Below are 20,851 nucleotides of genomic sequence, written 5' to 3' on the forward strand. Positions count from 1 at the left end.
CCGACATGTGAGGACCCGAGGACCCATGGCCGCCGTCAACCTGCGCTCCGTCAGCCGGCGTCACGGCTCCGGAGACCGCGCCGTCACCGCGCTCGACGAAGTCTCCCTGGACTTTCCGAGCGGAACGTTCACCGCCGTCATGGGGCCGTCCGGCTCCGGCAAGTCGACCCTGCTGCAGTGCGCGGCGGGCCTGGACCGGCCGTCCTCCGGGTCGGTGGTTCTGGGCGGGACCGAGCTGACCGGGCTGAGCGAGACGAAGCTGACCCTGTTGCGCCGGGAGCGCGTCGGCTTCGTCTTCCAGGCGTTCAACCTGCTGCCCTCGCTCACCGCCGAGCAGAACGTGGCGCTGCCGCTGCGGCTGGCGGGGCACCGTCCCCCGAGGGCCCGGGTCCGCGAGGCCCTCGACCGGGTCGGCCTCGCCGACCGCGCCCGGCACCGGCCGGGCGAGCTGTCCGGCGGGCAGCAGCAGCGCGTCGCGCTCGCCCGTGCCCTGATCACCCGCCCCGACGTCCTGTTCGGCGACGAGCCGACCGGCGCCCTGGACTCACGGTCCGGCCACGCGGTACTGACGCTGCTGCGCGCCATGGTGGACGACGAGGGCCGGACGACCGTCATGGTCACCCACGACCCGGTCGCCGCCTCCTACGCCGACCGCGTCGTCTTCCTCGTCGACGGCCGCGTCACCAGCGAACTGACCGGCGCACCCGCCACCGACATCGCCACCCACCTGACCGACCTGAAAGCCCCACCACCCAAGCCACAGCCACAGCCACGGCCACAGCCATCCAAGCCGCAGCCCCAGCCCCAGCCCCAGCCATCCAGGCACCAGACACAAACGCCCAGGCCACAGCCCCAGCCGCACAAACCGCAGCCCCAGCCACCCACGCCGCAGGCCCAGCCATGCTGAGCGTCGCCCTGCAAGCCCTGCACACCCTGCGCGCCCGCCGGACCACCCTCGTCGGCAGTTTCACCGCCCTCGCGCTCGGCGTGGCCCTGCTCACCGTGATGGGCCTGGCGCTCGCGTCCTCGCTGGAGGCGCCGCCGCGCGCCCCGGAGCGGTTCGTCGCCGCCCCGGTCGTCGTCAAGGGTGCCGACACCCTGCGCGTCTCCACCCCGATCGGCACCCGCACCCAGCCGCTCGCCCGGCCGCGTGCCGTACCCGCCGCCGTCGTCACGGAGTTGAGGCAGCTCGGCAGGGTCACCCTCGACCGCACCTTCCCCGTGCGGGCGGAGAACGCGCCCGGCGATCTCGTCGGACACCCCTGGCCGGTCGCCGCCTTCGCCTCGTACGAGATCGCCTCGGGCCGCGCACCGCGCACCGACCGCGAGGTCGTCGTCACCGGGAGCTGGGCGGAGCCCGGCCGCACCCTCCGCACGGAGCACGGCGACGTCACCGTCGTCGGCACGGTCGCCGACCGCGGCTTCGAGCACGCCGTCTTCTACACCGCCGCGCGGGCGGCCCGGCTGGCACCCCGCAGCACCCAGCTGGTCGTGGCCGCGCGACCGGCGGCCGTACGGAACGCGGTGCGGGGCGTCCCGGGCGTCCAGGTCCTCACCGGCGACGGCAGGCGGCTCGCCGACCCGGACCCGGACCGCGACCGCGAGGCACTGACCGCGCTGAACGCCCTGTTCGGCACCGCCGGCGGGGTCACCGCCTTCGTGTCGGTCTTCGTGGTGGCGTCCACCTTCGCCTTCGCGGTCGCCCAGCGCCGCCGCGAGTTCGGCCTGCTGCGCACCGCCGGCGCGACACCGGGACAGCTCCGCGGGACGGTGCTGGCCGAGGCCCTGCTGGTCGGGGCGCTCGCCTCGGCGGCGGGCTGTGCGCTCGGCGGGTACGGCGCACCCCGCCTCGCCCGCTGGACCGTGGACGGCGGACTCGCCCCGGGCTGGTTCCGGATCGGCGCCCGCACCTGGCCGTACGGTGCGGCCTTCTCGGCCGGTCTCCTCGTCGCCCTGCTGGGGGCAGCCGCCGCGTCCTGGCGGGCGGGCCGGACCGGGCCGGCGGAGGCGTTGCGCGAGGCCGACGTGGACAGCAGGCCCATGACGCGGGGGCGCCGGCTGTGCGGTGCGGGCCTGTTGGTGACCGCGGCCGTGCTGCCGCTCCTGGACGACCCCGGCGACCTGCTGCACCGCAAGACCTACGTGAGCCGGCCGATGGTGCTGATCACGGCCGTCGCCCTGCTCTCGCCCGTCCTGGTCCGTCCGCTGGTCGGGCTGCTCACCAGGGCCCCGGCCGCCCGGCTCCCCGGCGCCACCTGGCTGCTGGTGCGCGAGCACGCGGTCGCCGGGGTCCGCCGTACGGCGGCCGTCGCGGCGCCCGTGCTGGTGACCGTCGCCCTCACCGGCTCGCTGCTCGGTGCCACCGCCACCCTGAACGCGGCCCGGGCCGCCGAGACCCGCGACCGGACCACCGCCGCCTTCGTCCTCACGCCCCCGGACGACGCAGGGTTCGACGCGGCGACGCTCCGCGCGGCGCGCGCGGTGCCCGGCGCGGAGGTGTCGGGGACCTCGGCGAGCGCGGTGTACGTGCTGGAGGACGGGGTCGCCCTGGTCAGATCCGAGGCCCGGGCCGCGGACCCGGCCGCGCTGGCGGCCACCGCCCGCCTGCCGCTCGCCGCCGGCAGGACCGCGGACCTCGACGACGGCTCGATCATCGTCAACGAGGAGTGGGAGCGGCACACCGTCGGGCAGCGGGTCCGGGTGTGGCTGGGCGACGGCACCCGCAGGACGTTGCGGGTCGCCGCCGTGCTGCGGACGGGCACCGGCGACAACGGCGTGTACATCACGCCCGCCAACGCCTCGGGCGCGGCCGTCGACCGGGTCGACGTGGCCCTGCGGGACGGCGCGGACGCGGGCGCGGTGGCCGCCGGGCTGCGCAAGGCGGTCCGGGCGAGCGGCGGGCGGGTGCGCACCGCGGACCAGTGGGTCGCGGCGGCCCACCCGCAGAGCGACCGGACCACCCGGCTCGGCCTCCTGCTGGTCCTCGGCATCGCGCTCGTCTACACCGGGATCTCCCTGGTCAACACCACGGTGATGGCGACCGCCGACCGGGTGCGCGAGCTGGCCGCGCTGCGGCTGGCCGGGGCCACCCGGGCGCAGGTGCTGCGGCTGGTCGGCACCGAGGCGGTGACGGTGGTCGCGGTCGGGGCGCTGCTGGGGCTGCTGGTCGCGGTGGTCGAACTCGCGGGAATGCGGCAGGCCCTGCGGCTGCTGTCGGCGCCGGACCCGGTCCGGCTGCCGTGGCCGGCCCTGGGCGCGGCCACCGGGGCCTGCGCGGTCCTCGCCGCGACCGCCGCCGTCGCCACCGCGTGGCCCGCCGTGCGCCGCGGTGCGGCGGAACTCGCGGGGTTGCGGCAGTGAGCCGGAAACCGCACCACCGATGCCCCGTCCCGGCCCGTGAGCTATCTCACGGGCCGGCCCCTACTGTCGTCCGCACAACGAGAAACGGACCCTCACCGTGACTTCCGTCACCGGTGAGAGCCCGTTCCGTCGGTTTCTCTCTGTGCGCGAGGGGGGAGTTGAACCCCCACGCCCTTGCGGGCACTGGAACCTGAATCCAGCGCGTCTGCCTATTCCGCCACCCGCGCATTGGGTGTGTCTTCCGGCTTCGGCCCCGTTGTTTCCTTGGGTCCGGCCCCTTCCGACATCGAGAACACTAGCACGTGGGACAGGGTGGGTTCACATGCCTTGTCCGGGGGCAGCGCTCTCCTGGTGATCACGTACCGGGCGGTCGGCGTTCACGTATCAACCTCGTACCGGTCGAGCCCATCTATGCAGGAGACGGATCGGGTCCACAGTCAGGTGCGGGACACTGGTCGTGGGCCACCTCTACGATCCTGGGAAGAAGTAGCGCCGATCCTTGACAGGAGAAGCGAGCCGATCGGTTCGAAGGGGGGCCGCTCGGGGAACCGGCTGATTGCCGGACGCGTAGATACGATCAGTGAGCGGTAACGGCAACGGCAGGCAGTACGGGCAAGGCGACAGAGGAGGTGCCCTGTGGGAGTCCTGAAGAAGTTCGAGCAGCGTCTCGAAGGTCTGGTCAACGGCACCTTCGCCAAGGTGTTCAAGTCCGAGGTCCAGCCCGTGGAGATCGCCGGCGCGCTGCAGCGCGAGTGCGACAACAACGCGACCATCTGGAACCGCGACCGGACCGTCGTACCCAATGACTTCATCGTGGAGCTGAGCGCGCCCGACTTCGAGCGGCTCAGCCCCTACTCCGGGCAGCTCGGCGACGAGCTCGCCGGGATGGTCCGCGACTACGCCAAGCAGCAGCGCTACACCTTCATGGGGCCGATCAAGGTCACCCTGGAGAAGGCCGACGACCTGGACACCGGCCTGTACCGGGTGCGCAGCCGCACGCTCGCGTCCTCCAGCAACCAGCAGGCCCCCGAGCGCGCCCCCGCGGGCGGTGCGCCGCAGCGCCCGGGCGGCTACGGCTACCCGCAGGCCGGCGGCGCAGCAGCCCCGCCGATGCCGAGCGCCCCGCCGCCCGGTGCCCGCCCCGGCGGGTACGGGTACCCGCAGCCGACCCAGCCGGCCGCCCAGCGACCGCCCTCGGGTCCCGTCGGCGCCTCGGCGCCCGGCGCCCGCACCCGCTACTGGATCGAGATCAACGGCACCCGCCATCAGATCTCCCGCGCGACGCTCGTGCTGGGCCGCAGCACCGAGGCCGACGTGCGGATCGACGACCCCGGCGTCTCCCGCCGGCACTGCGAGATCCGGACCGGAACGCCCTCGACGATCCAGGATCTCGGATCCACCAACGGCATCGTGGTGGACGGGCAGCACACCACCCGCGCTACGCTCCGCGACGGCTCGCGGATCGTCGTGGGCAGCACCACCATCATTTACCGGCAAGCCGAAGGGTGAAGCGGGGGCAATGTCAGAGCTGACCCTCACGGTCATGCGGCTGGGTTTCCTGGCCGTACTGTGGCTGTTCGTGATCGTGGCCGTGCAGGTCATCCGCAGCGACCTGTTCGGTACGCGCGTCACCCAGCGCGGATCGCGTAGGGAAGAAGGACGCCGGCAGCAGCCCGCCGCCCGGCAGCAGGCCGCGCCCCCGCAGCAGCGCGGCCAGCAGCCCGCGGCCGGTGGCCGCCAGCGCCGTAACGCCCCGACCAAGTTGGTCGTCTCCGAGGGCACCCTCACCGGTACGACGGTCGCCCTCCAGGGCCAGACCATCACCCTCGGCCGCGCCCACGACTCGACGATCGTGCTGGACGACGACTACGCCTCCAGCCGTCATGCCAGGATCTACCCGGACCGCGACGGCCAGTGGATCGTCGAGGACCTCGGCTCGACCAACGGCACCTACCTGGACCGGTCCCGGCTGACGACTCCCACGCCGATCCCGCTGGGCGCGCCGATCCGCATCGGCAAAACCGTCATCGAGCTGCGGAAGTAGTGCTACATCATGGATAGGCGCGAGCGGAGCGAGCACGCAGCGGCGGACCGGACGCCGGTCCCCGGCGCGCTCCCGACCGGAGGGTGGGCACCGTGCGGATGTACCCGGAGCCGACGGGCGAGGTGCGCATGAGTCTGTCGCTGCGCTTCGCCGCCGGATCGCACAAAGGCATGATCCGGGAGGGCAACGAGGACTCCGGTTACGCCGGTCCCCGCCTGCTCGCCATCGCCGACGGCATGGGCGGCCAGGCCGCCGGCGAGGTCGCCTCCTCCGAGGTGATCTCCACCCTGGTCACGCTCGACGACGACGTGCCGGGCTCCGACATCCTCACCTCCCTCGGCCACGCCGTGCAGCGCGCCAACGACCAGCTGCGCGCCATGGTGGAGGAGGACCCGCAGCTGGAGGGCATGGGGACCACCCTCACCGCCCTGCTGTGGACCGGGCAGCGGCTCGGCCTCGTGCACGTCGGCGACTCCCGTGCGTACCTGCTCCGTGACGGCGTGCTCACGCAGATCACCCAGGACCACACCTGGGTGCAGCGGCTCGTCGACGAGGGCCGGATCACCGAGGAAGAGGCCACCACCCACCCGCAGCGCTCCCTGCTGATGCGCGCGCTCGGCAGCGGCGAACACGTCGAGCCGGACCTGTCGATCCGCGAGGTGCGCGCGGGTGACCGTTATCTCATCTGCTCCGACGGGCTCTCCGGGGTCGTCTCCCACCAGACCCTGGAGGAGACCCTCGCCAGCTACCAGGGCCCGCAGGAGACCGTGCAGGAGCTGATCCAGCTCGCGCTGCGCGGCGGCGGCCCGGACAACATCACGGTCATCATCGCGGACGTCCTCGACCTGGACACCGGTGACACCCTCGCGGGCCAGCTCTCCGACACCCCGGTGGTGGTCGGCGCGGTCGCCGAGAACCAGCACCACCTGCACGACAACGGCTACATGCAGACCCCGGCGGGCCGCGCCGCCAACCTCGGCAGGCAGGGCCACGGCGGGGGCGGCGAGTTCGGCCCGCCCGGCTCCGGCGACACCACCGGCTACGTCCCCACCGACAGCTTCGGCGACTACACGGACGACGACTTCGTCAAGCCCCGCAAGGGCCGCAGGTGGCTGAAGAGATCCTTCTTCGGCATCCTCGCCCTCGCCGTGATCGGCGGGGGCCTGTACGGCGGCTACCGCTGGACGCAGACGCAGTACTACGTCGGCTCCAACGGCGAGCACGTCGCGCTCTACCAGGGCATCAGCCAGGACCTGGCGTGGGTGTCGCTGTCGAAGGTGGAGACGGACCACCCCGAGATCGAACTCAAGTACCTGCCGCCCTACCAGCAGAAGCAGGTCAAGGCCACCATCGCCGAGGGCGGCCTCAAGGACGCCCAGTCGAAGGTCCAGGAACTGGCCGTGCAGGCCTCCGCCTGCAAGAAGGAGTCGGAGCGCACCGCCGCCGAGTCCAAGACCAGCTCCAAGACCGGCCAGGGCGAGGCCGGAGGCACCACGGGAACCACCAAGACCTCTCTCACGTCCAAGGCCTCGCCCACACCGTCGAACTCGGCGTCCTCCACGGCGTCACCGTCCCCGTCCCACTCAGCGACCCCCAGCCCCGGCCCCACCCTCTCGGAGGATGAGCAGAAGGTCGTCTCGCTGTGCGGTAAGCAGTAGCTGGCAAGCCGTGAGAGGCCCCGTCACACGATGAGCAGTACTACCAACACGTCGACGAACCACACGTCCACGATCGGCTCCATCGGCACGCCGAGCCGGCGCAACACCGAGCTCGCGCTCCTGGTGTTCGCCGTCGCCATCCCGGTGTTCGCCTACGCCAACGTGGGCCTGGCCATCAACGACAAGGTCCCCGCCGGACTGCTGAGCTACGGCCTGGGCCTCGGCCTCCTCGCCGCCGTCGCCCACCTCGCCGTCCGCAAGTTCGCCCCCTACGCGGACCCGCTGCTGCTGCCGCTGGCCACCCTGCTCAACGGCCTCGGTCTGGTCGTCATCTGGAGACTGGACCAGTCCAAGCTGCTCCAGTCGATCCACGTCTCGGGCGGCAAGGCCACCAACCAGCTGCTGTACACCGCGATGGGCATCGCGCTGTTCATCGTCGTCCTGATCTTCCTGAAGGACCACAGAGCACTCCAGCGCTACACCTACATCTCCATGGTGGCCGCGCTCTTCCTGCTGCTGCTCCCGCTGGTCCCGGGCCTCGGCCTGAACGTCTACGGCGCCAAGATCTGGATCTCCATCGGCGGCTTCACCATCCAGCCCGGTGAGTTCGCGAAGATCGTCCTCGCGGTGTTCTTCGCCGGCTACCTGATGGTCAAGCGGGACGCCCTCGCGCTCGCCAGCCGCCGCTTCATGGGGCTGTACCTGCCGCGTGGCCGCGACCTGGGCCCGATCCTGGTCGTCTGGTTCATCTCGATCCTCATCCTGGTGTTCGAGACCGACCTCGGTACCTCGCTGCTGTTCTTCGGAATGTTCATCATCATGCTGTACGTCGCCACCGAGCGGACCAGCTGGATCGTCTTCGGTCTGCTGATGTCGGCGGCCGGCGCGGTCGGCGTGGCCAGCTTCGAACCGCACGTCCAGCAGCGCGTCCAGGCGTGGATGGACCCGATGAAGGAGTACACGCTCTCCCGGCAGGGCGTCGCCGGCCACTCCGAGCAGGCGATGCAGGCCCTGTGGGCGTTCGGCTCCGGCGGCACCCTCGGCACCGGCCTCGGCCAGGGCCACTCGGACCTCATCCGGTTCGCCGCCAACTCCGACTTCATCCTCGCCACCTTCGGCGAGGAGCTCGGCCTCGCCGGCATCATGGCGATCCTGCTCATCTACGGCCTGATCGTGGAGCGCGGCGTGCGCACCTCGCTCGCCGCCCGCGACCCGTTCGGCAAGCTGCTCGCCGTCGGCCTCTCCGGCGCCTTCGCCCTCCAGGTCTTCGTCGTCGCCGGCGGTGTGATGGGTCTCATCCCGCTCACCGGCATGACGATGCCGTTCCTCGCGTACGGCGGTTCCTCCGTGATCGCCAACTGGGCCCTCATCGGCGTGCTGATCCGCATCAGCGACACCGCGCGCCGCCCCGCCCCGGCCCCCGCCGCCAACCCCGACGCCGAGATGACCCAGGTGGTCCGCCCCTCATGAACAAGCCCCTGCGCCGGATCGCCCTCTTCTGCGGCCTCCTCGTCCTGACCCTGCTGCTGCGCGACAACTGGCTCCAGTACGTCAAGGCCGACACCCTCCGCGAGGACCCCGCCAACCGCCGCGTCACCATCGCCCGCTACTCCACCCCGCGCGGCGACATCATCGTGGACGGCAACCCGATCACCGGCTCCACCGCGTCCGGCTCCTCCGGTCTCAACGACCTGAAGTACAAGCGCACCTACAAGAACGGCCCCATGTGGTCGCCGGTCACCGGCTACGCCTCCCAGGCCTTCGGCGCCAACCAGCTGGAGAGCCTCGAGGACGGCATCCTCACCGGCAACGACGACCGGCTCTTCTTCCGCAACACCCTCGACATGATCACCGGCAAGCAGAAGTCCGGCGGCAACGTCGTCACCACCCTCAACGCGGCGGCCCAGAGCGCCGCCTACGACGGGCTGAAGAAGCAGGGCGGCAAGGGCGCGGTCGTCGCCCTGGACCCGTCCACGGGCAAGATCCTGGCCCTGGCGAGCTACCCGTCGTACGACCCCTCGGCCTTCGCCGGCACCTCGGACACCGACGCCGAGGCGTGGAAGAAGCTGCAGAAGAAGTACAACCCGAACGACCCGATGCTGAACCGGGCGCTGCGCGAGACCTACCCGCCGGGCTCCACCTTCAAGGTGGTCACCGCCGCCGCCGCGCTGCAGAACGGGCTGTACACCTCCGCGGACGAGGCCACGAAGTCGCCGCTGCCGTACATCATGCCGGGCACCACGACCGAGCTGAAGAACGAGGGCAGCATCCCCTGCAAGAACGCGACCATGCGGATCGCGCTGCGGTACTCCTGCAACACCGTCTTCGGCAAGATCGGCGCGGACCTCGGCAACGACAAGATGCTCGCCGAGGCGAAGAAGTTCGGCTTCGACGAGGAGCAGTTCACCCCGGTCCGCTCCAGCGCCTCGGTCTTCTCCGACAACATGAACCAGTCGCAGACCGCGCTGTCCTCGATCGGCCAGTTCAACACCGCCGCCACCCCGCTCCAGATGGCCATGGTCGCCTCCGCGGTCGCCAACGACGGCAAGCTGATGAAGCCGTACATGATCGACAAGCTGCAGTCCTCGAACCTGGACACGATCTCCCAGACCGACCCCGAGGAACTGAGCCAGCCGCTGTCCTCCTCCAACGCCCAGATCCTCCAGTCGATGATGGAGACGGTCGTCAAGCAGGGCACCGGAACCAACGCGCAGATCAACGGCGTCACCGTGGGCGGCAAGACCGGTACCGCCCAGCACGGCGTGGAGAACAGCGAGAACCCCTACGCCTGGTTCATCTCGTACGCCAAGCTCCCCGACGGCAGCAAGCCGGTCGCCGTCGCCGTGGTGATCGAGGACGACCAGGCCAACCGTGACGACATCTCCGGCGGCGGCCTCGCGGCCCCGATCGCGAAGAGCGTGATGGAGGCGGTCATCAACTCCAAGAAGTGACCCCGCTCACGTCCCCTTCACATCGGTGCACGTTGACATACCGGTCCTGTATCGGGTTACGGGCTTGGCCAGGTCACACAAACACAGCCGGGTACGGTAGGCCCGGACGGCAGCCTCCGACCGCACACCCGTGCCGGTCGGGACCGACGGAGAGGGCTGGTAGGGAACTATGGAAGAGCCGCGTCGCCTCGGCGGCCGGTACGAGCTGGGCCACGTGCTCGGCCGTGGTGGCATGGCGGAGGTCTACCTCGCCCATGACACGCGGCTCGGCCGCACGGTGGCGGTGAAGACGCTGCGCGCGGACCTCGCGCGCGACCCGTCCTTCCAGGCCCGGTTCCGCCGGGAGGCCCAGTCGGCCGCCTCGCTCAACCATCCCGCGATCGTCGCGGTCTACGACACGGGCGAGGACTACATCGACGGGGTCTCGATCCCGTACATCGTCATGGAGTACGTGGACGGCTCGACGCTGCGGGAACTCCTGCACTCCGGCCGCAAGCTGCTGCCCGAGCGCGCGATGGAGATGACCATCGGCATCCTCCAGGGCCTGGAGTACGCGCACCGCAGCGGCATCGTCCACCGTGACATCAAGCCGGCGAACGTCATGCTGACGCGCAACGGCCAGGTCAAGGTCATGGACTTCGGCATCGCCCGCGCCATGGGCGACTCCGGCATGACCATGACCCAGACGGCGGCCGTCATCGGCACCGCCCAGTACCTCTCCCCGGAGCAGGCGAAGGGCGAGCAGGTCGACGCCCGCTCGGACCTCTACTCGACGGGTTGCCTCCTCTACGAGCTGCTGACGGTACGGCCGCCCTTCGTGGGCGACAGCCCGGTCGCGGTCGCCTACCAGCACGTCCGCGAGGAACCCCAGCCGCCGTCGGTCTTCGACCCCGAGATCACGCCCGAGATGGACGCCATCGTCCTCAAGGCCCTGGTCAAGGACCCGAACTACCGGTACCAGTCGGCCGACGAGATGCGCGCCGACATCGAGGCCTGCCTCGACGGCCAGCCGGTCGCGGCCACCGCGGCCATGGGCTCCGTCGGCTACGGCGGCTACCCGGACGACATGCCGACCACGGCCATGCGCTCCGACGCCGGCGCCACCACCATGCTCCCCCCGATGAACCCGGACGACGGCGGCTACGGCTACGACGAGCGCCCGGACCGCCGCCGCCAGCAGAAAAAGAAGAACAACACCTCCACGATCCTGCTCGTGGTCGCCGGCATCCTCGTCCTGGTCGGCTCGATCCTGATCGGGAAATGGGTGGTCAGCGGGGGCGGGACGGAGACCTTCAAGGCCCCGAACTTCGTCGGCCAGACCTACGCCGACGCGCAGAAGATGGCCGTCAACTCCAGCCTGAAGCTGGGCACGCCGACCCGGAAGACCTGCAACAACGCGCCCAAGGGCAGCGTCTGCTCCCAGGACCCGGCGGCGAACTCGGACGTGAAGAAGGGCGACACGATCAACCTGGTGGTGTCGACGGGCGCGCCGAAGGTGGTCGTACCCAGCGTCGTCGGCCAGAACATCGACGATGCCAAGACCACGCTTGAGGGCGACAAGTACAAGTTCGTCGTCAAGACGAAGCAGCAGACGTCCGGTGAGGACCCGGGCACCGTCCTGGACCAGGATCCGGCCCTCGGCGCGGAAGTCCAGAAGGGCTCCACGATCACCCTCACGATCGCCAAGGCCCAGGAGAAGTCCACGGTCCCCGACGTCAGCGGCAAGAGCTGTGACGAGGCCAAGGCGCAGATGCAGGCGAACAACCTCACCGGCACCTGCTCCGAGGTGGAGACCGACGACGCCAACCTGGTCGGCAAGGTCGTCTCGACCGACCCGCAGGCCAACACCCAGGTCGACAAGAACTCCACGGTGAACATCCAGATCGGCAAGGCCAAGCAGCAGACCGCCGTGCCGAGCGTGCTGGGGCAGACCGTGAGCCAGGCCAAGCAGACCCTGCAGGCGGCCGGCTTCACCAACATCCAGTTCAACGGTGACTCCAGCGACAACGCGCTCGTCACCAACCAGGACCCGCAGGCCACCACCGGCGTCAACGACCCCGGCAGCACGACGATCACCCTCACCACGGTGAGCACGGGCAACGGCAACAACAACGGCGGGAACAACGGCGGTACCAACTTCTTCGGCGGCACCTTCGGGTAGCCGACACCGGAAGTGAGAAGTGGCCCTGCCGGTCGGTCCGGCAGGGCCACTCCTTGTTTCCGGCCTCTTGTTTCCGGCCGGGATCACGTCCCGCGCTGTCTCAGCGCAGTTCCTTCGGCGGGGTCCGCTCGCTGTCGACCTTCTGCACGCGGACCAGCTCGCCCCAGACCACGTAGCGGTAGCGGCTCGTGTAGACCGGGGTGCAGGTCGTCAGGGTGATGTAGTGGCCCGGCTTGGTCTTGCCGGACTCCGTGGGGACCTGGGAGAGGACCTTGACGTTGTACTTCGAGGTCTCGGGGAGGACGTCGTAGACCTTGTAGACGTACCAGTTGTCGCGGGTCTCGAAGACGACCGGGTCGCCGACCTTCACCTTGTCGATGTTGTGGAACTTGGCGCCGTGGCCGTCGCGGTGGGCGGCGAGGGTGAAGTTGCCGGTCTTGCCGGTGGTGGGGAGGGTGGCCTTGGCCGGGTCGGTGTAGTAGCCGGCCACGCCGTTGTTCAGGACGTCCGTCGACGTGCCCTTCTCGACCAGGACCTCGCCGTTCTTCATGGACGGCACGTGCAGGAAGCCGATGCCGTTCTTCGTGTCCAGCGCGCCGGGACCGGTGTCCGGCTGGGCCCAGGTCTCCCGGACCTTGTCCCCGGCCCGGTCCGCCTTGCGGTCCGCTATCACGTTCGTCCACCACAGCGAGTAGACGACGAACAGGCCGAGCACCAGGCCCGCCGTGATCAGGAGTTCACCGAAGACGCTCACCGCCATGGCGATCCGGCCGATCGGCCGCCGCCCCGGCACGGACGCCGCGTCCGGCGCGTCGGTCTGCTCTTCGGTGTCGTCGGCGGTCGCTGCCACTGTTCCTCTGCCCCTACTCGACGAGCGCGTCTGGCTTGCCCTTGCTGCGCGGGCGTTCCTCGACCATCTTGCCCCACACGATCAACCGGTACTTGCTGGTGAACTCCGGCGTGCAGGTGGTGAGCGTGATGTACCGGCCCGGCTTGGTGAAACCCGAACCCTTCGGCACCGGGTCCAGCACGCTCACGTTGCTCGGTGCCGTCACCGGCAGCATCGACGTCACCTTGTACACGAAGTACTCGTCCTGCGTCTCGACGACGACCGCGTCACCGGCCACGAGCTTGTTGATGTACCGGAACGGCTCACCGTGCGTGTTGCGGTGCGCGGCCAGACCGAAGTTGCCGGTCTTGTCCTGCGGCATCGCCGTCTTCAGCGCACCCTCGCCGTAGTGCCCGACCATCCCCTTGTCGAGGACCTTCTTGTTGCTGACGCCCTCGGCGATCGGCGCCACCACGTCCAGCTTCGGGATGTGCAGGATGGCGAAGCCCTGCCCGGGCGCGAAGACGCCGGGGGCGCGCTTGCCGCTAGCCCAGTCCTTCTGGAGACTGCTGGCCTCGCTGCCGGCCTGGGCGTGGGCGCGCACGTTGGTCCACCACAGCTGGTACGTGACGAACAGCAGCATGAGCACGCCGGTGGTGATGAACACCTCGCCTATCGCCCGGCTCGCCATGACGGCCGGGCTGGGCTTGCGCAACCGCTGCTGCCGACGGGCCTCGACCCGGGAGAGCGGCCGGCCCGCCGAGGTGCTCGGCACGGTGTTCAGCGCGGTGCCCGCCGCGGTGTTCTCCTGCGGCGCCGGCTCCGGTGCGCTGCCATGCCGCCCGCCACGCCGCTTGGCGGCCTTTCTGCGGGCCGCTCGGCCGCCTCCTGGGGTTCCAGTGCCGGAAGGGACCGCTGTGCCCGCAGAAGCCGATATGGGCGGCGGATCGGGGATCCGCAGCGCGACGGTCTCCTCGTCGATCGGCGGGAGAGGCGGGAGTGGCGGTAGTGGCGGGAGAAACGCCGTCTCCCCGAGCGCGCCCGCGCCTGACCCCTCGTACGGCTGATCCCCGTACGAGGCACCGGTCTTGCGCTCGGGGCGCAGCGCGGTCACGCCGTGGCCCTGCCCACCACCGGGGCGAGCCCCGCCGACCTCGCCACGGCCCCCTGGTCACCGCACTCCACCAGCCAGTTGGCCAGCATCCGGTGCCCGTGCTCGGTCAGCACCGACTCGGGGTGGAACTGCACGCCCTCCACCGGGAGTTCCCGGTGCCGGAGCCCCATGATGATCCCGTCGTGGGTGCGGGCGGTCACCTCAAGCTCGGCCGGCACCGTGGCCGGCTCGGCGGCCAGCGAGTGGTACCGGGTCGCCGTGAAGGGCGAGGGCAGGCCCGCGAAGACCCCCTTGCCGCCGTGCTCGACCAGTGAGGTCTTGCCGTGCAGCAGCTCCGGTGCCCGGTCCACCACGCCGCCGTACGCCACCTGCATCGACTGCATGCCGAGGCAGACACCGAAGACCGGGACGCCGGTCGCGGCGCAGTGCCGGACCATGTCCACGCAGACGCCCGCCTCCTCCGGTGTCCCGGGACCCGGTGAGAGCAGCACCCCGTCGAAGCCGTCCTGGGCGTGCGCCGTCGACACCTCGTCGTTGCGCAGCACCTCGCACTCGGCGCCCAGCTGGTACAGGTACTGGACCAGGTTGAAGACGAAGCTGTCGTAGTTGTCGACGACGAGAATCCGCGCGCTCACTGGTTGTCCACCGTCACATCGTTGAAGGGCAGCAGTGGTTCGGCCCAGGGGAAGACGTACTGGAAGAGGACGTAGACCGCGACCAGGACCAGCAGGAGTGAGATCAGCGCCCTCACCCACGCGTTGCCCGGCAGATGCCGCCAGATCCAGCCGTACATGCCGTCCCTTCCGTTCCACCACGGCACCAGAAACCCGCCGTACTGCACCAGACTAACGGCGCAGCGCCTTGGGTCTGCCTGACTCCACGGGCTGTGTGGAGTCCAAGTGCGCCCAGACGATCAGCCGATGGCTGTGCCCCCATTCCGGATCGCACGTGGTCAGCGTGAGATAGCGCCCCGGACGCTTGTACCCCGACTTACGTGGCACAGGGTCAATCACTTCAACGTCCGTCGGAACTGTTTTGTATGGGCCTTTGTCGATCCGATACGTGAACCAGGTCGTCCCGTCCGTCAGGACGATCGCATCGCCCACGCGCAGCTTCGGGAAGTCGAGGAACGGGTCGCCGTACGTGCGCCGGTGGCCGGCGACCGCGAAGTTGCCCACCTGGCCGAGCCGGGCGGTCCGGGCGTAGTGGGCGAGGCCCTTCTTCAGCACATCGGTGCCGGTGCCCTCCAGGACCGGCTTGTTCCACGTGAAACCGAACCGGGGGATGTACATGATCGCGAAAGGCTTGCCGTAGTGGTAGGCGGCGGGTGTCACGGGTGCGGCGGTCGCCGTCGCCGTGGGGTGCACCGTGGCCTTGGCCGACCACTGGCTCTGTAACTGGTCGATCTGGTCGTGCATCTCACTGTCGGCCTTCACGCCGGTCCAGAACAGGACGTACGCGACGAAGAGCACGATGAGCGTGCCGACGGTGATGCAGAGCTCGCTGACGGTTCTGACGATCACGCGCACCGGCGGCTCCAGAAAGTGACGAGCTGCTTACCCCACGTGCTTACTCCGCATGCCTAGTCCCACGTGCTTAGTCCACGGGCTTCGCGTAGTGCAGATCCACTGTGCCCGAGTAGCCCGGCAGAGTCACCGTCCCGTCCTCGGTCACTTTCCAGCCGAGGCCGTACACGTTCACGTACACCATGTAGTTCTGGATGGCCTCGGAGTCCGCGAGCGACTTCTGCAGCTTCGCCGGGTCGCCGATCGCCTGGATCTTGTACGGCGGCGAGTAGACCCGGCCCTGGAGGATCAGGGTGTTGCCGACGCAGCGCACGGCGCTGGTGGAGATCAGCCGCTGGTCCATGACCTTGATGCCCTGGGCGCCGCCCTGCCACAGCGCGTTCACCACGGCCTGCAGGTCCTGCTGGTGGATGACCAGGTAGTCGGGCTGCGGCTCGGGGTAGCCCGGGAGCTTGGCGGTGGCGTTCGGCGGGGCGTCGTTGAGCGTGACGGTGATGGCCTTGCCGGTCAGCTTCTGGGTGCCCGCGTCCTTCTCCAGCCCCGTGAGCTGGTCGTCCTGGGCCTTGGTGGAGCCGTCGTCGCGCTTGGCGAGCTTCTCGTTCCGGTCGCGGGTGCTCGCGTTGGACTCGTCCAGCTCCTTGTTCTTGCGGCTGTGCTCCTGGATCAGGTCGGAGAGCTTGAGCAGGTTGTCGTCCGAGCGGATGTCGGTGCCCTTGGCCGTGTTGAAGCTGGTGAAGAAGAGCAGACCGGCCAGGGCGAAGACGCCCACGGTGAGAATCCGCACCGGACGGAAGCCCGGCCGGAAGCGCGACCGGGGGCCGGGCCGGGAGCCGTCCTCATCGGCCGGGCCGGAACCCGTTGATCCGGTCGCGTTGGAGTCGGCAGAATTGCTCAACGTACCCTTATCTCCTTCAGCGCCACGGAAGCACTACGCTAACGGACGCCCGGGGGAGCGCTCAGTCTGCCCTTACTGTCCCCTTGTACGCTGCCCCGAGCCCGACCCAGTTACCTGCGCGGCCACGCAGCGCATCGACAGGAGAGACCCTCGTGCCGAAGTCACGTATCCGCAAGAAGGCCGACTACACGCCGCCCCCGGCGAAGCAGGCGACCGCCATCAAGCTCAACAGTCGCGCCTGGGTCGCGCCGGTGATGCTGGCCATGTTCCTCATCGGGCTGGCCTGGATCGTCGTCTTCTACGTGACCGACGGTTCACTGCCGATCGACAGCCTCGACAACTGGAACATCGTCGTGGGCTTCGGCTTCATCGCGGCCGGCTTCGGCGTCTCCACGCAGTGGAAGTAGCTCTGCCCAGGGTTATCCGCTGAGTTATCCACAGGCCTGTGCATGGACCTGGGGAAAAGAAGACGATCTGTGGATAACCAGTCGGGTGTTGACGCCGGTACGACTACCACAACACCCACTGCACTACCGCTCGCCCCCTCCCTGACCTGCGACAACGCAGGTGAGTCGGAGGGGGCGCAGTTGTGCACGCACGTTGTGCACAAGATCCGCCACCGACTGTGGACAACGGTTCGGTATCGGTGCGGTGCGCCGCCGTGATCAGGCGCGGGCGCGGGCCAGGGCTCAGGTGAGGCGCGGGCCAGGGCTCAGGTGAGCTGTGCGGTCCGGACGACCGTGATGACCACGGCCGCGACCAGCACCAGCGCACACGTGCCGTACTGGATCAGGTTCCGCCGCTCGCGCGGGGCGTGCACCATCGCGTAGCCGGTGACGACACCGGCGACCAGGCCGCCGATGTGGGCCTGCCAGGCGATGCCGCCGCTGAAGGAGAAGATCAGGTTGATGACGAGCAGGGCGATGACCGGCCGCATGTCGTAGCGCAGCCGGCGCACCAGGACAGCGGTGGCACCGAAGAGGCCGAAGATCGCGCCGGACGCACCGAGCGAGGCAGAGGTCGGGGAGACCAGCAGATAGGTGAGCGCACCGCCCGCGAGGCCGGAGACGAAGTAGAGCGTGAGGTAGCGGACCCGGCCGAGGGCCGCTTCCAGAGGACCGCCGAGCCACCACAGGCTCATCATGTTGAACGCGATATGCCAGACGGCCTGGTGCGCGAACATCGACGTCACCATGCGGTACCACTCGCCGTCGACCAGCCCCATGGTCGGGGCGTACGGCTTCGGCGGCCACTCGCCGATGAGGACGAGGTGGTCGGCGAGCGACGGCTTCACCTGGATGGCCAGGAACACCGCCAGGTTGATCCCGATGAGGATCTTGGTGACCAGCCGGGGGTCCGCGGTGACTGTGCCGCCCGCGATGGTGCGGGGGCGGGACGCGGCCGACGGCGGGCCGGTGTGACCCTCCGTGGTGCCACGGACGCAGTCGGGGCACTGGAAGCCCACGGAGGCGCTGACCATGCACTCGGGGCAGATGGGGCGCTCGCAGCGGGTGCAGCGCACGCCGGTCTCCCGGTCCGGGTGCCGGTAGCACTTGGGCAGGCTGTGGGCGTCGCGCGCGCTGCCTGTCGCCTGGTCCTCCATGGGGTCCCCTCGCTCGTCGTGGGCAGTGTTCCGCCCCGCCCATCCTTACGGACGAGCGGGGCGTTTGGTTCCCTTCGGGTGCTTCCCTTTCGTACCCGGTCAGCCGGCGCGCTGGGTGACGACGACCGTGTCGATGACGACGTCGTTGACCGGCCGCTTGTTGGGTCCGCTGACGGGGACGGCGGCGATGCTGTCCACGACCTTCTGGCCGGCCGGATCGGCCACCTCGCCGAAGATGGTGTGCTTGCGGTTGAGGTGGGGAGCGGGGTTGACCGTGATGAAGAACTGGGAGCCGTTGGTGCGCGGACCCGCGTTGGCCATGGCGAGCAGGTAGGGGCGGTCGAAGCGCAGGTCGGGGTGGAACTCGTCCTCGAACTTGTAGCCCGGGCCGCCGATGCCGGTGCCGAGCGGGTCGCCGCCCTGGATCATGAAGCCGCTGATCACCCGGTGGAAGACGGTGCCGTCGTAGAGCGGGTCGGTGGAGACGGCGCCGGTGGCCGGGTGGGTCCACTCACGCTCACCCTGCGCCAGTTCGACGAAGTTCCTGACCGTCTTGGGCGCGTGGTTCGGGAAGAGCCGGACCTCGATGTCGCCGAGGCTGGTCTTCAGGGTGGCGTAGAGCTGCTCGGCCACGATCCGCCTTCCGTTGTGCTCGGATTCAGTGCCCCCGATCCTCGCACGGTACGGCGGGTCCGATGCCCGGCCGGAGCCTCCCGGTCCAGATCCTCACGAATCACTTGCGGAACCCCTTCTGCCATGCGGGGGCGCACAGCGCCGATCCGTGGCATTGTCGTCGACAAGCCCCCCTTAGCTCTGGTTGCACCCGTATGCCCGTCCTCGCGCGCCTCCCGGCCTGCGGACAGGCATGATCCGTAAAAGGGTGGAAAGTCGAAATACCGTACGCCACCGAGGAGGAGGAAACCCGTGACCCGCAAAGACAGCGTGCGCGCCGCGACCAGTTCGGCGAAGGACAGCGTGCGGCACGCCGCGGAAGCGGTGGCGCCCTACGCCGACACGGCCAAGGAGCGTGCCGCGTACTACGCACAAGAGGCACGCGTACGGCTCGCGCCCGTGGTGTCGCAGGCCGCCGAGCAGGCCCGCGTCCAGTACGACGCCCGTCTCGTGCCGCGCCTGGAGCAGGCCCTCACCCATGTGCCGCCGAAGATGGACCAGGCCGCGCACGACGCCGCCGACCTGACGCGCAAGGCGGCCCGGCAGGCCGCCGACTACTCGCGTCCGAGGATCGAGCAGGCGGTCGCGGCGGCCGGTCCGGTCCGTGAGGAGGCGACCGCGCGGGGTGCCGCGGCGCTGGCCGCGCTGCGTGGCAACGTGTCGGCCGAGGACATCGAGAAGCTGGCCCGCCGGAATCAGCGGCGCTCGACGTGCGGCCGTGCGTTCAAGGCGTTCGCGGTGTTCGGCGTGCTGGCCGGTGCGGCCTTCGCCACCTGGAAGTGGTGGGACAAGCAGGCCAACCCCGACTGGCTGGTCGAGCCGCCGGCCGCCACGGAGGTCCCGGACGCGGGCCGTCTCAGCTCGGTGGACGGCACGTCTCCCCTGGACCCCGAGGTCCAGGCAAAGGAGGCGGAGGAGCACGGTTCCCGCTCCCGGGACGACAAGAACCGCTGAGCCCGCCGGACCGCTCTTCGCCCGGCCCCCGTTTCACGTGAAACCAGACGTCCGCCCGCCCCGATGGGCACAGCGCCCCTCTGACCGTGCTTGACGCAGGTCAGGGGGGTTTCCCATGGGCTGAGCGACCGACCCGAACTCCGTGTCCCGCCGGACGACTTCACGGCCGTCTTCGCGCGGCTGCCCGGCACAAAAGAACCCCCCTGACCGCGTTTCCGCAGGTCAGGGGGGCTGTACGAGTGGAGCCTAGGGGAGTCGAACCCCTGACATCCGCCATGCAAAGACGGCGCTCTACCAACTGAGCTAAGGCCCCGTACGGGAAGCGACCGGCCAGCGGAAGATCCGCGGAGTCGGTGCCGCAGACCAGAGTACCGGGTCACCCCCCGAACCTCGCAAAAAGATTGGGGGTCCCCGCAGATGACCACTCTCCGTAAGATGCTCGACGGGGTTCGCTGTAGCGAACCGTGGTTTTTTTGGGGAAGCGATGGGGAGACGCAATGGACGCCGCACAGCAGGAAGCCACCGCCAGAGCGCGGGAGCTGCAGCGGAACTGGTACGGAGAGCCGTTGGGGGCGCTCTTCCGTAAGCTCATCGACGACCTGGGGCTCAACCAGGCACGTCTCGCGGCGGTCCTCGGACTGTCCGCGCCCATGCTGTCGCAGCTGATGAGCGGACAGCGGGCGAAGATCGGCAACCCGGCCGTGGTCCAGCGGGTGCAGCTGCTCCAGGACCTCTCGGCCCAGGTCGCGGACGGCAGCGTGAGCGCGGCCGAGGCGACCGAGCGCATGGACGAGATCAAGAAGTCCCAGGGGGGCTCGGTGCTCAGCAACACCACGCAGACGACGAGCGGTTCGGGGGCACCGACCGTCAAGCGCGTGGTCCGTGAGATCCAGTCGCTGCTGCGCTCGGTGGCCGCCGCCGGCGACATCATCGACGCGGCGGACACGCTCGCTCCGACCCACCCGGAGCTGGCGGAGTTCCTCCGGGTCTACGGTGCCGGCCGCACGTCGGACGCGGTCACGCACTACCAGTCGCACCAGAGCTGAGCCACGGCCCGGCGCACCGGAGGGGGTCCGGTGAACCG

The 20,851-nt window shown here is 69.9% G+C and carries 19 protein-coding genes and 2 tRNA genes; 11 read left to right on the plus strand and 10 right to left on the minus strand.

Translation table 11 applies throughout. The annotated features are described in order from the left end of the window. The first annotated feature begins 25 nt into the window (after nucleotides 1-25). Entirely contained in the window at nucleotides 26-907 is an 882-nt protein-coding gene (locus tag AB0D74_RS04745) for an ABC transporter ATP-binding protein (protein ID WP_362580578.1), read from the plus strand. Beyond that, a complete protein-coding gene (locus AB0D74_RS04750) occupies nucleotides 901-3,360 on the plus strand; it encodes an ABC transporter permease (protein WP_362580580.1) in 2,460 nt (819 codons plus the stop codon). Before AB0D74_RS04745 ends, AB0D74_RS04750 begins: the two co-directional genes overlap by 7 nt. Before the next feature lie 143 nt (nucleotides 3,361-3,503). On the opposite strand, the gene AB0D74_RS04755 is transcribed toward AB0D74_RS04750, so the two are convergent. Further along, a tRNA-Leu gene (locus tag AB0D74_RS04755) sits at nucleotides 3,504-3,587 on the minus strand. Between the two features lie 409 nt (nucleotides 3,588-3,996). Here AB0D74_RS04755 and AB0D74_RS04760 point away from each other — a divergent pair. The 6 genes from AB0D74_RS04760 (at nucleotide 3,997) to pknB (ending at nucleotide 12,174) form a co-directional block, all read left to right on the plus strand. After that, nucleotides 3,997-4,869 carry a DUF3662 and FHA domain-containing protein gene (locus tag AB0D74_RS04760; protein ID WP_362580582.1) on the plus strand — a complete coding sequence of 291 codons (873 nt, stop codon included), beginning with the start codon at nucleotides 3,997-3,999 and terminating at the stop codon, nucleotides 4,867-4,869. Between the two features lie 10 nt (nucleotides 4,870-4,879). After that, on the plus strand, nucleotides 4,880-5,404 hold the full coding sequence (locus tag AB0D74_RS04765) for an FHA domain-containing protein (protein ID WP_093500760.1): 525 nt from the start codon (nucleotides 4,880-4,882) through the stop codon (nucleotides 5,402-5,404). Between the two features lie 98 nt (nucleotides 5,405-5,502). After that, nucleotides 5,503-7,062 (plus strand): Stp1/IreP family PP2C-type Ser/Thr phosphatase, encoded by a 1,560-nt coding sequence (locus AB0D74_RS04770; protein WP_362580999.1) that lies wholly within the window; start codon nucleotides 5,503-5,505, stop codon nucleotides 7,060-7,062. Nucleotides 7,063-7,092: 30 nt separating this feature from the next. Next, nucleotides 7,093-8,532: an FtsW/RodA/SpoVE family cell cycle protein gene (locus AB0D74_RS04775; protein WP_362580585.1), complete on the plus strand. Its 1,440-nt coding sequence runs from the start codon at nucleotides 7,093-7,095 to the stop codon at nucleotides 8,530-8,532. After that, on the plus strand, nucleotides 8,529-10,013 hold the full coding sequence (locus AB0D74_RS04780) for a penicillin-binding protein 2 (RefSeq protein ID WP_362580586.1): 1,485 nt from the start codon (nucleotides 8,529-8,531) through the stop codon (nucleotides 10,011-10,013). The genes AB0D74_RS04775 and AB0D74_RS04780 overlap by 4 nt, the downstream gene beginning before the upstream one ends. Nucleotides 10,014-10,182: 169 nt before the next feature. Beyond that, nucleotides 10,183-12,174, plus strand: a complete 1,992-nt coding sequence (pknB, locus tag AB0D74_RS04785) for a Stk1 family PASTA domain-containing Ser/Thr kinase (RefSeq protein WP_362580588.1) — start codon at nucleotides 10,183-10,185, stop codon at nucleotides 12,172-12,174. 100 nt (nucleotides 12,175-12,274) lie between these two features. On the opposite strand, the gene AB0D74_RS04790 is transcribed toward pknB, so the two are convergent. The 6 genes from AB0D74_RS04790 to AB0D74_RS04815 form a co-directional block, all read right to left on the minus strand. Then, nucleotides 12,275-13,024, minus strand: coding sequence for a class E sortase (locus AB0D74_RS04790; protein ID WP_362580590.1), 750 nt, complete (start codon nucleotides 13,022-13,024; stop codon nucleotides 12,275-12,277). Nucleotides 13,025-13,037: 13 nt separating this feature from the next. Then, nucleotides 13,038-14,117 (minus strand): class E sortase, encoded by a 1,080-nt coding sequence (locus AB0D74_RS04795; protein ID WP_362580592.1) that lies wholly within the window; start codon nucleotides 14,115-14,117, stop codon nucleotides 13,038-13,040. Continuing rightward, entirely contained in the window at nucleotides 14,114-14,752 is a 639-nt protein-coding gene (locus AB0D74_RS04800; protein WP_093500774.1) for an aminodeoxychorismate/anthranilate synthase component II, read from the minus strand. Before AB0D74_RS04800 ends, AB0D74_RS04795 begins: the two co-directional genes overlap by 4 nt. Further along, nucleotides 14,749-14,910: a hypothetical protein gene (locus tag AB0D74_RS04805; RefSeq protein ID WP_362580594.1), complete on the minus strand. Its 162-nt coding sequence runs from the start codon at nucleotides 14,908-14,910 to the stop codon at nucleotides 14,749-14,751. Before AB0D74_RS04805 ends, AB0D74_RS04800 begins: the two co-directional genes overlap by 4 nt. 52 nt (nucleotides 14,911-14,962) lie before the next feature. Continuing rightward, nucleotides 14,963-15,646, minus strand: coding sequence for a class E sortase (locus AB0D74_RS04810; RefSeq protein ID WP_362580596.1), 684 nt, complete (start codon nucleotides 15,644-15,646; stop codon nucleotides 14,963-14,965). A gap of 67 nt (nucleotides 15,647-15,713) precedes the next feature. Next, a complete protein-coding gene (locus AB0D74_RS04815) occupies nucleotides 15,714-16,538 on the minus strand; it encodes a DUF881 domain-containing protein (protein ID WP_362580598.1) in 825 nt (274 codons plus the stop codon). Between the two features lie 152 nt (nucleotides 16,539-16,690). On the opposite strand from AB0D74_RS04815, the gene crgA reads away from it, so the two are divergent. Then, on the plus strand, nucleotides 16,691-16,945 hold the full coding sequence (gene crgA, locus AB0D74_RS04820) for a cell division protein CrgA (protein WP_046727637.1): 255 nt from the start codon (nucleotides 16,691-16,693) through the stop codon (nucleotides 16,943-16,945). A 305-nt stretch (nucleotides 16,946-17,250) separates the two neighbouring features. On the opposite strand, the gene AB0D74_RS04825 is transcribed toward crgA, so the two are convergent. Next, a complete protein-coding gene (locus AB0D74_RS04825) occupies nucleotides 17,251-18,141 on the minus strand; it encodes a rhomboid family intramembrane serine protease (RefSeq protein WP_362580600.1) in 891 nt (296 codons plus the stop codon). 99 nt (nucleotides 18,142-18,240) lie between these two features. Then, nucleotides 18,241-18,774 carry a peptidylprolyl isomerase gene (locus AB0D74_RS04830; protein WP_362580602.1) on the minus strand — a complete coding sequence of 178 codons (534 nt, stop codon included), beginning with the start codon at nucleotides 18,772-18,774 and terminating at the stop codon, nucleotides 18,241-18,243. Nucleotides 18,775-19,065: 291 nt separating this feature from the next. Between AB0D74_RS04830 and AB0D74_RS04835 the strand changes: the two genes are divergently transcribed. Beyond that, nucleotides 19,066-19,767, plus strand: a complete 702-nt coding sequence (locus AB0D74_RS04835; protein ID WP_362580604.1) for a DUF5324 family protein — start codon at nucleotides 19,066-19,068, stop codon at nucleotides 19,765-19,767. 240 nt (nucleotides 19,768-20,007) lie between these two features. Here the strand turns inward: AB0D74_RS04835 and AB0D74_RS04840 are convergent. Beyond that, nucleotides 20,008-20,080 (minus strand) — tRNA-Ala (locus tag AB0D74_RS04840). Nucleotides 20,081-20,264: 184 nt separating this feature from the next. On the opposite strand from AB0D74_RS04840, the gene AB0D74_RS04845 reads away from it, so the two are divergent. After that, the gene (locus AB0D74_RS04845; protein WP_089100435.1) at nucleotides 20,265-20,813 is read left to right on the plus strand and encodes a DNA-binding protein; all 549 of its coding nucleotides are present in this window, start codon (nucleotides 20,265-20,267) and stop codon (nucleotides 20,811-20,813) included. Nucleotides 20,814-20,851: the final 38 nt, after the last annotated feature.

Source organism: Streptomyces sp. NPDC048278, assembly GCF_040652195.1.
Classification (GTDB): Bacteria; Actinomycetota; Actinomycetes; order Streptomycetales; family Streptomycetaceae; genus Streptomyces.

Excerpts from the sequence above, each read along its gene's own strand:
- AB0D74_RS04845 (WP_089100435.1), top strand. The coding sequence starts at position 20,265 with ATGGACGCCGCACAGCAGGAAGCCACCGCCAGAGCGCGGGAGCTGCAG.
- AB0D74_RS04805 (WP_362580594.1), bottom strand. The coding sequence starts at position 14,910 with ATGTACGGCTGGATCTGGCGGCATCTGCCGGGCAACGCGTGGGTGAGG.
- AB0D74_RS04775 (WP_362580585.1), top strand. The coding sequence starts at position 7,093 with ATGAGCAGTACTACCAACACGTCGACGAACCACACGTCCACGATCGGC.
- AB0D74_RS04745 (WP_362580578.1), top strand. The coding sequence starts at position 26 with ATGGCCGCCGTCAACCTGCGCTCCGTCAGCCGGCGTCACGGCTCCGGA.
- AB0D74_RS04770 (WP_362580999.1), top strand. The coding sequence starts at position 5,503 with ATGTACCCGGAGCCGACGGGCGAGGTGCGCATGAGTCTGTCGCTGCGC.
- pknB (WP_362580588.1), top strand. The coding sequence starts at position 10,183 with ATGGAAGAGCCGCGTCGCCTCGGCGGCCGGTACGAGCTGGGCCACGTG.
- AB0D74_RS04780 (WP_362580586.1), top strand. The coding sequence starts at position 8,529 with ATGAACAAGCCCCTGCGCCGGATCGCCCTCTTCTGCGGCCTCCTCGTC.
- AB0D74_RS04750 (WP_362580580.1), top strand. The coding sequence starts at position 901 with ATGCTGAGCGTCGCCCTGCAAGCCCTGCACACCCTGCGCGCCCGCCGG.
- AB0D74_RS04765 (WP_093500760.1), top strand. The coding sequence starts at position 4,880 with ATGTCAGAGCTGACCCTCACGGTCATGCGGCTGGGTTTCCTGGCCGTA.
- AB0D74_RS04825 (WP_362580600.1), bottom strand. The coding sequence starts at position 18,141 with ATGGAGGACCAGGCGACAGGCAGCGCGCGCGACGCCCACAGCCTGCCC.